We start from the raw sequence: 12,185 nt of genomic DNA, 5'->3' as shown, positions 1-12,185 counted from the left end.
ATCATACCCAATAATGCCCCCAATCCTAAATAATCGCTATCAAATTAGCCGCACTCTAGGGAGCGGTGGATTTGGTGAAACATTCCTGGCAGAAGATACTCATCTCCCTTCCCAGCGTCGCTGTGTCATTAAGCAGCTTAAACCCATTGCTAATAATCCGCAGATATATGAGATAGTTAAAGACAGATTTCAGCGAGAAGCAGCAATTTTAGAAGAATTAGGTAGCGGGCATAATCAAATTCCCAGTTTGTATGCTTACTTTGAGTTAGACACTCAATTTTATTTAGTGCAAGAATTGATTGAAGGTGTTACTCTTACCAGTAAGATGCAAGAGGAGGGAATCCTTAGTGAAAGTTCAGTTAAGGAAATATTAACTAATCTCTTACCCGTTTTAGATTATATCCATAGTAAGGGAATTATTCACCGGGATATCAAACCTGATAATATCATGTTGCGGTATTCCGATCATTTACCTGTCCTGATTGATTTCGGTGCAGTGAGAGAAACAATGGGGACAATCGTAAATTCTCAAGGGAATCCCACTAGTTCTATTGTAATTGGTACGCCGGGATTTATGCCATCGGAACAAGCAGCGGGAAGACCAGTGTATTCTAGTGACTTGTATAGTTTAGGATTAACCGCAATTTATTTACTGACTGGGAAAACACCTGAGCAGTTGGAGACTGATTCTCGCACAGGTGAGATTATTTGGCGGAAACACATATCCCAAATTAGCCCAAGTTTAGCCATGGTACTAGAAAAAGCGATTATGTCTCATCCGCGCGATCGCTATTCTACCGCAATGGCAATGTTACAAGCCTTGCAACCTCTGGCTCAAACTATTACTTCAAATCCATCTTCTTCCAAAACTACAGTAGTATCTCCACCACCTGTAGTAGCATCATCAGCTCAGACAATTCCATCCACCTCTTCACCTTCAAATCAAAATAATACCAAGACTATAATTTTGGGTAGTTTTATAGTAGGAGGTTTGATTAGCGCATCTGTTGTGTTTGGTATGATCATGACTCGTTCTCCCGAATCTTCTTCAGAAAATACCGCTACACAACAAGCATTATTGCCATCCCCTTCAGTTACTACTCAACCTATAGAATCACCAATTGAAAACACAGTAAATCCTTCTCCTTCTCCTTCTCCTTCAATAACACCACAACCACCAGAGAATAAACCATCTCCAAAACAAGCAATACCAGATTACTACTCATTGATTAATAATGCTCAGTATGAAACTTCATGGAAGCATTTATCTCCGCAATTCAGAAACAATTCACAGCTTCACCCAAATGGTTACATTTCTTATGTAGATTGGTGGCAAAGAGTTAATTTTGTAGAGATTCAGGAAGTCAGAATGGTTGAAGAAGGTGCAGAAGTAGCCAGAGTTGAAACTCGATTAAAATACTTGATGAAATCTGGTCGCGAAGCTTCTCATTATCTGCGTTTTAGACTAGTATGGGATGCCGAAACTAATAACTGGCTGATTGATGATGCCAAATCTCTCTAGTTAAAAGTCATAACTTACACCAATCTCAATAAAGCTTTTAATGTAGGGTGGGCAGTCCCCTGGAGAACTTGAAAAGCTGATGATTACGTTAGTGGGGACTGCCCACCCTACGGTTATTGCTGGATTATTGATAACACAACCAGACTAAACTAAAACATCTTTGCGAACCTTTGCGTTAAAAAACAATCTGGCAGAGGGCTGGTTTTGATAAAATGATGATCCTTATCTAGAATCATTTGCCATTGAAATAATATCTTTTTTTAACGCAGAGGGCGCAGAGGGTATCGCAGAGGTACGCAGAGGTTTTTTAGGGAAAATGTAACGTAATTTCAAGTTACTAATAGCCATTAGCAAATCAAAAAATATCTTTACGCTTCTGTACCACCCAAGTAACTGTAAAATAAACCGCGAGATGCAATAACAAAATCCCCCAATTTAACCCCAAATTCCCCCAACTATGTTCATAAACAGGAGTCGCTTCAAAGGGTAGGGGAATAGTGCTACCGTCGGGTAATTTAGTAGGTTGGGGAACCATAGCATTAACATTGACTAATGTACCATAAGCTCCCACTGACCAACGACTTAGCATTAACCAAGATATCTTACTACCAATTCCTTCCATCTTAAATAATACTCCAGAAAAGATAATCTGAGGTAGTAATAATAGAGGTAAAGCACTATTTGCTTGAGAAGCATTTTTGACTATGGCTGATACCATTAATCCCAGACTCATGCAGGTAAATAGGGTGAGAAATGTGGTGATGCCTAGCCCTAATGACCAAGATATTAAATCAGTGCTGGGCGATTTAAAGCCAATTAAAATTACTATAGCTATTAATATAGTTTGGATTAGTGCTAATCCGCCTAGAATTGCTCCTTTAGCACCTAAATAGGCAAATAAACCCAAATTTACTAATCTTTCTCGCAGGTAAATAGCAGCTTCTTTGACTATTTCCTGGAGAGAACTAGATAGTCCTACCCAAATGCTAGCACAGGTAAATACAAATAAAACGCGCAGGGCTAAGGGGGCGAGGGTGGGATCGGGTTCCGTGCCAAGAATTAGGGGGTTTTTGTCTTTAATGGCTAGGGTAATTAAACTGATGCCAATTGGGGCAGTTAGGAGAGATAATCCTAAGTTAATGGGATCTCTTTGGATTAATTGGAAACCCCGTTGAGTTAATAGGATTAATTGTTGTAAAAAGGATCGCGGAATTTGTTGAGGTGGGGCAGTTGTGGGTAGTTGCTGACTGCGGATGCTGAGGTGATTGGTAATATAGCGTTGGTAATAGTCAGATTTGGTGAATTTTTCAGCTTCGGTAACAACATTTTGTTCGTTTTCTAATTTATTATAGATATCTGCAAAGTCACCTTGAGTAATGCCAAAAAAGTTCATGGCTTCCTGGGGAGGACCAAAGTAGCAAAGCCTTCCACCTTGTCCGAGGAAAACTATGCGATCGCACAATGTTATATTACTGGTGGCATGGGTAACTAAAATAACTGTCCTGCCTTGATTGGCTAATTTCCGCAGTAACTCCATCATTTTTTTATCCAATCCAGGATCTAGTCCGGATGTGGGTTCATCTAGGAAAAATAGCTTTGGATCTGCTAATAATTCTACTCCAATACTGACTCGTTTGCGCTGACCTCCACTTAATTGACTGACTAATACATCCCGGCGATGGGACATTTCAATCTGTTGTAAGGTTCGTTCTACTACCTCTTCTATATTAATATCGGGAGGGAGTCTTAGTTTGGCCGCATAAGCTAAAACTTCCCCAACTTTTAGTTCTTTGTGAATGATATCATCTTGAGGGACATAACCAATTTGGGTGCGGTAGATATTGAAGTTTGCCCGCAAGTGTTCTCCATTAAGATAGACTAATCCTTCGGTAGTGGGATCGATTCCTAATAGGGTGCGCATTAAAGTAGATTTTCCTGCACCACTACCGCCGACTAATGCGATAAATTGTCCGGGTTGAATGGGTAGGGAAATATCATTTAGCAGTCGCCTCTTTTTATTGTTTTTGTCTTTTACTTCCCGGACTAAATTATACGCATCTAGGCGAATATGCTCGCCTAGGTCTGCTATAGTTAATTCATCTCCTTGTAAGATTAGGGTATAGGGACCGATTAAAATTCTTGCTCCTGTTGATAGTACTGCTGAACTATTAACCCGCTGTCCGTTAACAAAAACTCCATTAGTACTATGATCTTGTAAAATATACCTTCCCCGCCCATCGCTATCAATTGTAGCGTGGCGGCGGGAGACTGTATGGGCATCTAATTGTAGATTGGCATTGGAGTCACGCCCTAACATTACTGACTTATTTTTTAGGGAAATAAAACGCTGGGTTGGTGGGGCAAATGTTTGAGGATTACTGGGATTAAAATAGGTGAGAATCACCATGTTTTCGGGGTTTTGCCCGATTTGCAATTCCATCCCATTCTTTAAAGCATAACCTTCGGTTGGAGTAATGCGAGTGTGCTTAATAAATAAGCCATTCCGACTAGGTTGGTTACTATCACCATCGTAGATTTGGTAGTCATCGCCTACTTTGCGCAAGCAAGCTTGACAGCGAGAAATAACTTGCCAATCATCGGGAACTCTTAAATCAGCTTGTTGGGGATCTCGCCCTAGGATATGTTGGTTTGCTTTTAATTCTAGGCGGTGCAAAATTCGCCCTTGGTTATTGAGAACGATATAGGGATTGTTAGTGGAAATTATTGTTTGGGTTTGTTTGCTAGTCATCTTGGGAATATTTGGTGGGTAATTATCGAGCTGCATCCCAGTTTTGCCAAAATACCTGGTGATTATATATTCCAGCTATCGGAATTAAGTCTGTCAGGGCAGAATGATATCTAGATTGTACAGGTAAATTTTTCTCCGCAAATAGTTTAATCTACTTTACAGAAACTTTACACTTTAGCTTGAAAAACCATTGACATGTTCTGAAATAAATATTATCTTAATAAGCATAACTTGGCTAGAGCCAGGGTGCTGAACATTTTTGAAATCTTACATAGCCACAGTTAAAGATCGTTGTTTATAAAATAGGTGGTGAGGAAAACCGAGCCAAGCTTGGTGATGGTTTTATTTCATTCCTCAATCCCACCTTATTGCCTAATATTTTAGGCAGAAATTTCCAGTGGCATTCTTCCCTGAAAATCTCTTAAAACTAAAAAAATAGAGGGAAATAAATTGAATATTCTCGAAAATAGATATAAAGTCATTAGAGTATTAGGTAGTGGTGGATTTGGTGATACATTTTTAGCCGAAGATGCTCACTTACCATCCGGGCGACACTGTGTAGTAAAGCAATTAAAACCACAGACAAACGATCCACAAGTTTACCAAATAGTGAAAGATAGATTTCAGCGAGAAGCGGTAATCTTAGAAGATTTAGGACAGCAGAGTAACCAAATTCCTAGCTTATACGCTTACTTTGAGTCTGGGGGTCAATTTTATTTAGTTCAGGAATTAATTGAAGGAATTACCCTCGGGAAGATGGTACAGAAACAAGGCACTCTCAGCGATAGTGCTGTGAGAGGAATCATGACTGGAATCTTGCCTGTTTTAGAATATGTCCACAGTCAAAGAATCGTTCACCGGGATATTAAACCAGACAATATTATTATACGAAATGCGGACAATCAACCTGTCCTCATTGATTTCGGTGCAGTGAAAGAAACCATGGGCACAACAGTTAGTTCATCGGGGAATAGTAGCCGTTCCATTGTAATTGGTACTCCCGGATTTATGCCTTACGAACAAACAGCAGGGCGACCAGTTTTTGCCAGCGATTTATATAGTTTGGGGCTAACAGCAATTTATTTACTCACAGGAAAATTCCCCCAAGAATTGGAAACAGATCCCCAAACAGGCGAGATTTTGTGGCGGCGTTATGCCTTGAGTGTCAGTCCAACATTAGGCGGGGTACTGGATAAAGCGATTCAATTTCATTCTCGCGATCGCTATAATACACCCAGGGAGATGTTAGATGCACTGAGAATAGGAGTAACAGCGATTCCCTCTCCTACACCAACGATAATTTCTCCTCCGCCTGTTGGGGTAGTAAATCAACCTACTACTGTTATTTCTGCTAATCCTGTATCGACACCTTTCCCACCTCAACCAACTTCCTCAACCGTAGCAGCAGCAGGTTTAACAGATTGGCAAAAAGCGATTATTACTGGTAGTGTTATTGGGGTATTTGTTCTCGGTGCTTTAGTTGTTACTCGACCTAAAACTACTGAGGGCGAAACAAAAGAAGCACAAGTACAGCAATCTCAATCGCCGCAAATAATAACTTCACCGACACAAGTAAATACGCAACCTGTACAAGCTCAACCTTCTAATAATTCATCACCTGTACAAGCTCAACCTCCTTCACCACAAATTGCCAATATATCCTCTTCTAAATCTTCACCAATAGGCTGGTTGAGACTTGGTGCTGTTAAAAATACATCAGGGAATGCTTACTTTGGAGAAACACTCATAGCAACTACTCAAATTGTTACTATTGCACCGACTCAAGTTCCCTCAGTTGGAGAACAAGTTACTATAATTACAGGTGTAAATTTAAGAAATAGTTTTCCACAACCTCCAGACTATAAACTTCCAGAGAAAGTCAGCGTGTTACAACCTGGACAGAAATTAGTAATTCACTCTATAAAAACTTTTACAGATCCTACTACTCCTTCTCCATACACCGTAGTTTGGGCAGAAGTTGGTTTACCTTAGATTTTGCAGTAATAGTGATATTATATAGCGATTAAAATTATTATCTAATATTGTGTAAATTTGTATTCATTGCGTAAGGGCAGGGCAAAGCATTCGGATATAAAACCTTGGGTTTATAGTATAAGGGCAGGGCAAAGCATTCGGATACAAAACCTTGGGTTTATATCATAAGTTATCCCTCGAATGCTTTGCCCCTACAAAAGTGAATAATATACACAACTGATGCTATCGGAAAGGATAAGAAGCTTTTAGGGCGTGTTTTATCCCTTGCCAAATTTAGGGTAGGGGCGTTAGCGTTAGCTTGGCGCTAGCCTAGCATTTGGGGGATAAGTTATCGGAGAAACCTAATTTTTTATATCCAAATACTTCGCCCTGCGATGGTTAGTAAGCTGCTGCGCATCTAAATTGGATATTAAATTTTGAAAAAGGTTTGTAGGGTGTGGGGTGTGGAGGTATCTAAATTAAGTGCGTAACAGCTTAAACACACTATTTCCCATTCCTCACTCCCCACTCCCCACTCCCCATTATCCATTCCCATCAACTATAATTAAATAAAATTACCCAGAGTCAGTCAAATGGTTACAACAATATTGACTCCCCGGCAAAAGCAAGTTCACCCGGAACCACTCGTCACCTTAAGAGGGATTAGCTGGCAAACCTATAAATCCTTAATGGCAGATGTAGGAGACAATCGCCCATGGAGAATAGCTTACGATGGGGGAGTATTAGAAATCAGAATGCCACTGCAAAAACATGAAGAACCAAAAATATTGATAGCGGATTTTGTTACAGCAATAGCAGATGAGCTAGAAATAGATATGAGTCAACTTGGTGCATTAACGCTGGAAAGGCAAGACTTAACCCGTGCCGTTGAGCCAGATACTTGCTTCTACATCCAAAATGAAAGTCAAATCAGAGGAGTACAAGAGATTAAACTACCAGAGAATCCACCACCAGATTTAGTAGTAGAATCAGACTACACTAGTTCTTCTCTGAATAAGTTTACACTTTATGCCTCCCTCGGCGTACCGGAACTTTGGCGATATCGAAAAAATACTCTAGAAGTATATCAACTGATAGAAGGAGAATATCAACAAGTTAATAATAGTGTCGCTTTTCCCTTTTTGCCCATAGCAGAAATCCCTGGATTTATTGAACAGAGTAACACAATTGGACAAAGAGCAGCAGTACGTTTATTCCGCAAACGAATCGCAGAAATTTTAGCTCAGTGAGAGATAGAAATAAACCTCACACCCAGAAGTCGGATTTCTTCAAGAAACCCGACTTCTCAGTTTCCCCACTCCCCACTCCAAAAAACCCACTCCCTACTCCCCATTCAACTATAATTAAATAAAATTACCCAGAGTCAGTCAAATGGTTACAACAATATTGACTCCCGCAGCCCAACAAGTTAGTAGTGAACCTATCATCACCTTAAGAGGAGTTACCTGGCAAACCTATAAATCCTTAATGGCAGATGTAGGAGACAATCGCGCTTGGAGAATAGCTTACACCGAGGGAGTATTAGAAATCAGAATGCCACTTTTACAACATGAAGTCCCCAAAGGAATGATAGAAAGCTTTGTCGAAGCAATAGCTGATGAGTTAGAAATTGAAGTTTTGAAAGCGGGTGCATTAACACTGGAAAGAGAAGACTTAACTCGTGGAGTGGAACCAGATACCTGCTTCTACATCGCCAATGAAAGTATAGTGAGAGGTTTAAAAGAGATTAAACTACCAGAGAATCCACCACCAGATTTAGTAGTAGAATCAGACTACACTAGTTCTTCTCTGAATAAGTTTACACTTTATGCCTCCCTCGGCGTACCGGAACTTTGGCGATATCGAAAAAATACTCTAGAAGTATATCAACTGATAGAAGGAGAATATCAACAAGTTAATAATAGTGTCGCTTTTCCCTTTTTGCCCATAGCAGAAATCCCTGGATTTATTGAACAGAGTAACACAATTGGACAAAGAGCAGCAGTACGTTTATTCCGCAAACGAATCGCAGAAATTTTAGCTCAGTGAGAGATAGAAATAAACCTCACACCCAGAAGTCGGATTTCTTCAAGAAACCCGACTTCTCAGTTTCCCCACTCCCCAAACAACAAACAACAAACAACAAAAATACCCCCCAATATCCATAAAGATAACAGGGGGAAAACACCAGAGAAAATTAATTACCGTAACAAATATTCAGGAACCTAACTCAACGCCTCCAAATAATCCCGCACCCGATTGCGACGCTTAGGTTGACGCAACTTTTGCAGGGCTTTCGATTCAATTTGGCGCACTCGTTCCCGAGATAAATCCAAAGCACGACCAATTTCTGCCAAAGAATAAGCATGACCATCTTCCATGCCAAACCGCAGAGAAATTACATCCCGTTCCCGACTAGTTAAATCCGCTAAAAGGTTCTGTAAATCGCGATGAAGAGCTTCTCGCATCAAAACATCTTCAGGAGAAGTTTCCTCAGTTTCCAACAAATCTCCCAATTCCGTATCCTTTTCTTTACCTACCTTAATCTCTAAAGAAACCGAACGAGGAACTCGCAGTAAAACCTCCCGCACATGGGGCGCATCCATATTTAACTCTTTAGCAATATCCTCAATCGTAGCAGTGCGACCCTGTTCTTGAGAGATTTTGCGTTGAGCTTTTTTGATTTTATTCAGTTTTTCGGTAATATGGACAGGTAGGCGAATAGTACGACTTTGGGTAGCAATCGAACGAGTAATTCCCTGACGAATCCACCAATAAGCATAAGTGCTAAAGCGATAACCCTTGGTGGGGTCAAACTTATCAACCGCCCGTTCCAATCCCAGAGTCCCTTCCTGAATCAAATCCAGCAATTCTAGACCACGATTTTGATATTTCTTCGCAACCGACACCACTAGGCGCAGGTTTGCCTTAATCATATGCTCCTTCGCCCGGATACCATCAGCTTGAATATTGTCTAACTCTTTAACCGTCATTCCCGCTAACTCAGCCCAACGCTTTTTCCCAGCAGCCATACCGGGTTTAAGTTCCGAGACTTGAACGCCAGCAGTCGTAGCCCAGCGCTCTAACGAAGGACGGTGTCCTAACTGAGATACTAAGCGATCGTGAACATTAATCAGATGAACGAAATAGTGAATAATTGGCTCATCGGGTGTGGCAGACTCGGTTCGTAATTCCAATAGTCGCATATAACGCTGCACTTTTTGGGCTTCCGAAACTTCCTCATCTCGCCTCAGTAAACGAACCCTACCAATTTCCTGAAGGTATATCCGGACTAAATCGGTGGTACGACGGTTGGTACTTTTGGCAAAATCCGTAGCATCTACCTGCTCAATCTCTACGTCCACCAAATCATCCACTGGACTTTCCAGATCATCTGTATCCCTTGGCTCTAAGCTGTAGGGAGCTAGTTCTTGGTCGAATTCCATATCGGCATAGAAAGGAGTGGCTGGCATAATGATCTCTTAATTACAAACGATGACTGGCGTGTCACCACTTACTTAACTAGAATTCCCACCCTGTATGACCGTATAACAGGTCTTATACTTTTGACCTCGAACGATTTCCAGTTTCCACTGGTCGTTATTATCGGTCTCTACTGCTATAATCGTTTCCGCCTCAGTCCCTACTATAATATTGGTATTACACCTAACATCCATTTTTAGTAGGATAACTGCGCTGTTCCTCTAGCAGTTAGTATAAGTGATTCACTATTGAGGGATAGTGACCTCGGTCAAAGGCTGTATCAATCTACATCACCAATTAGGTAAATTCCTGAAAGAATTGCTAAATTCTAGAGAAAATCTTTTGAGAGCCGCCGAAATCTGGGGAGTGGGGAATCGAGTTGTCGGTTGGATCGAGAGAACGATACCCAACAGCCCCCACCCCAATACCGCTGTCCTTGGGTCGAGGGAAGGATGCCCAACACCGCCACCCCGAAAATTGGGATCTCTTGCAATTAGAGTCAAAAACGCCCAGGTTACTGATATATTTATAAAAATATTGAGATAAAAGTCTTGCCCTATAAGCTTTTGATCGCTTATAATTACTATCGATCGCTCATGATGAAAGAGAGTCGTCATCCTTGGCAATAAGTTAGAGTAGTTATAATTTTTTTGCGATCTCCCTCAGTTCTTCTACTATCTTTTTATTTTGATGACTCCGACTACCATAAAGACGTGCTGAAAATACTGTAATTATCTCTAATACATCCGCTGTCAAATCTTCCTCGAATGTGCTATCATCGGAACGATTTATAATTATTACCTCTGTTCCAAAACTCTCACATAAGGTAAAGATTAAATCCGATCCGAATCTAAGCAGTCGATCTTTATTGGTTAATACTAATCTTTCTACTTGGTAACTAGTAATTAGTTTGATTAACCTAATTAGTCCTTTCTTTTTGTAATTGATGCCACTACCCAAATCCTGAATAATCTCAAATTCCCAGCCATTTTTAGCGCAATAGCTTTCTAAAACTAGTACTTGTCTGGTAAGATTGTCTTTTTGGTCGTGATTGGATACTCTAGCATATCCTACTGTCAATTCATTCCCTGTTTTATTGCCAATTAAGTCAGTAATATCATAACGGCGATGACCGCCAAGTGTACGAGTTGATTTAATTTTGCCGTCAGCCTCCCATCGGTGCAAGGTTTTGACTGTTACACCTAATAGATGGGCTGCTTCTTGGGGACTTAAACTGGACATAACTTGATTATATAGCAAAAGTCAAAAGATTTTTGTCGGGTGGGCACTCCCGAAGATAACTTGAAAAGCCTAAAATTACGTTAGGGGGGAGTGCCCACCCTACAGTTATTTATAAGCGGCTGCTATATAACATCTTTTATCTAGTTTAATGGCGTTTTATTCAGATTTTGGTGGTTGGAGACTTAACCCAACACTCTCATCAAAACCCCTCTATTTAATTCCACTAATTTTCAGTACATCAGTAAATGTCGGACAGTACGTCGGTAAACCAAACGTCTCTGGGTTAACAGGGTTTTGATAAGTAAAATGACGATAGTCCAGACAGAATCTATCCCAAGCTGCCATCTGAATCCGGAATAACGGAATCAAGATATTCGCTAACCAGAGAGACAAGGGGATGCGAAAATAAATCTGTTTACCCAAATAAGCACAAAGCTCTTCTATAGCTCGATTGGCAGTTATTGGGGCATTTCCCAAGACTAACTGATTTTTCAATATCCCTTCCGTCTCTCCTGTCAAATTTTCTGGTGGGGGATAGTCAACTAGATGTTTTACCACTTGAGCAATATCTTTGCCATGGATGAAGTGAAAACTACCATCAGCTTTGAACCAGCGAATCAGGCTAGCCCATTTTGCCACATCAGGAATACCAGCGGAAAGATGAGAATAGGGTTTGTTACTGTCTCCGCCTAATACTAAGGTGGGAAATAGGGCGGTAATTTTGGGCGCGATCGCTAATTTGGACAATCGCTTCATACAATCATACTTGGAACGAATATACTCTGTACCTAACTGCCCTGCTTCTTTCAGTAACTGGTTATTGCGAGCCAGAATACTCGCTGTGGAGAAATAAATCACCTGTTCGCAGACAGTAGGATCGAGCAATTCCATCAATCGAAGCGTTTTGACTACATTAATATCAAAGGTTTCCTGTTGCCCTCCCCAAGCCGTTGCAGCCAAAATTGCCACATTTATGGTTTTGAGAAAGGAATCACACTGTTCGATTTCCCGCAAATCGGCTTGATATATAGTAATTCCGGGACGAGCGTCGTAGTCAAATTTCAGCTTTTCAGGATTCCTCACCAACAAAAACAGTTCGTGATTCGTTTCCTGAATCAATGCTTCGGCGATATAGTGACCGATGCAACCACTCGCACCTGTGATAAAAATCCGCTTGGCAGTCATGGGATGGGAAATGGGGTGTGGGGTGTGGGG

Annotated in this window: 8 protein-coding genes; 4 read left to right on the top strand and 4 right to left on the bottom strand. The window is 40.8% G+C overall.

The window, feature by feature from the left end:
* Positions 1-13: 13 nt before the first annotated feature.
* Positions 14-1,522, top strand: coding sequence for a serine/threonine-protein kinase (locus tag NJ959_RS04910; protein WP_254010633.1), 1,509 nt, complete (start codon positions 14-16; stop codon positions 1,520-1,522).
* Positions 1,523-1,877: 355 nt separating this feature from the next.
* Here the strand turns inward: NJ959_RS04910 and NJ959_RS04905 are convergent, their stop codons facing one another.
* Positions 1,878-4,271: an FHA domain-containing protein gene (locus NJ959_RS04905; RefSeq protein WP_254010651.1), complete on the bottom strand. Its 2,394-nt coding sequence runs from the start codon at positions 4,269-4,271 to the stop codon at positions 1,878-1,880.
* A 450-nt stretch (positions 4,272-4,721) separates the two neighbouring features.
* Between NJ959_RS04905 and NJ959_RS04900 the strand changes: the two genes are divergently transcribed.
* From NJ959_RS04900 to NJ959_RS04890, 3 genes are all read left to right on the top strand, one after another.
* A complete protein-coding gene (locus NJ959_RS04900) occupies positions 4,722-6,263 on the top strand; it encodes a serine/threonine-protein kinase (RefSeq protein WP_254010632.1) in 1,542 nt (513 codons plus the stop codon).
* A gap of 575 nt (positions 6,264-6,838) precedes the next feature.
* Positions 6,839-7,495 (top strand): Uma2 family endonuclease, encoded by a 657-nt coding sequence (locus NJ959_RS04895; protein ID WP_254010631.1) that lies wholly within the window; start codon positions 6,839-6,841, stop codon positions 7,493-7,495.
* A 142-nt stretch (positions 7,496-7,637) separates the two neighbouring features.
* Positions 7,638-8,294, top strand: coding sequence for a Uma2 family endonuclease (locus NJ959_RS04890; protein ID WP_254010630.1), 657 nt, complete (start codon positions 7,638-7,640; stop codon positions 8,292-8,294).
* A gap of 176 nt (positions 8,295-8,470) precedes the next feature.
* Here NJ959_RS04890 and sigC read toward each other — a convergent pair whose 3' ends face one another.
* The 3 genes from sigC to NJ959_RS04875 form a co-directional block, all read right to left on the bottom strand.
* Positions 8,471-9,718, bottom strand: coding sequence for an RNA polymerase sigma factor SigC (gene sigC, locus NJ959_RS04885; protein ID WP_254010629.1), 1,248 nt, complete (start codon positions 9,716-9,718; stop codon positions 8,471-8,473).
* A gap of 649 nt (positions 9,719-10,367) precedes the next feature.
* Complete coding sequence (locus NJ959_RS04880; protein ID WP_254010628.1) at positions 10,368-10,970, bottom strand: IS607 family transposase; 603 nt, start codon at positions 10,968-10,970, stop codon at positions 10,368-10,370.
* Between the two features lie 210 nt (positions 10,971-11,180).
* Complete coding sequence (locus NJ959_RS04875; RefSeq protein WP_254010650.1) at positions 11,181-12,155, bottom strand: NAD-dependent epimerase/dehydratase family protein; 975 nt, start codon at positions 12,153-12,155, stop codon at positions 11,181-11,183.
* Positions 12,156-12,185 lie beyond the last annotated feature (30 nt).

It is taken from the genome of Limnofasciculus baicalensis BBK-W-15, from assembly GCF_024178385.1.
Classification (GTDB): domain Bacteria; phylum Cyanobacteriota; class Cyanobacteriia; order Cyanobacteriales; family Coleofasciculaceae; genus Limnofasciculus; species Limnofasciculus baicalensis.
Note: the sequence above shows the minus strand (reverse complement) of the source record. Positions and strands in the feature narration are given on the sequence as shown.

Bases quoted from the DNA above. Each gene is read 5' to 3' on its own strand.
- NJ959_RS04910 (WP_254010633.1), top strand. From the start codon at position 14: ATGCCCCCAATCCTAAATAATCGCTATCAAATTAGCCGCACTCTAGGG.
- NJ959_RS04905 (WP_254010651.1), bottom strand. From the start codon at position 4,271: ATGACTAGCAAACAAACCCAAACAATAATTTCCACTAACAATCCCTAT.
- NJ959_RS04895 (WP_254010631.1), top strand. From the start codon at position 6,839: ATGGTTACAACAATATTGACTCCCCGGCAAAAGCAAGTTCACCCGGAA.
- NJ959_RS04890 (WP_254010630.1), top strand. From the start codon at position 7,638: ATGGTTACAACAATATTGACTCCCGCAGCCCAACAAGTTAGTAGTGAA.
- sigC (WP_254010629.1), bottom strand. From the start codon at position 9,718: ATGCCAGCCACTCCTTTCTATGCCGATATGGAATTCGACCAAGAACTA.
- NJ959_RS04880 (WP_254010628.1), bottom strand. From the start codon at position 10,970: ATGTCCAGTTTAAGTCCCCAAGAAGCAGCCCATCTATTAGGTGTAACA.
- NJ959_RS04875 (WP_254010650.1), bottom strand. From the start codon at position 12,155: ATGACTGCCAAGCGGATTTTTATCACAGGTGCGAGTGGTTGCATCGGT.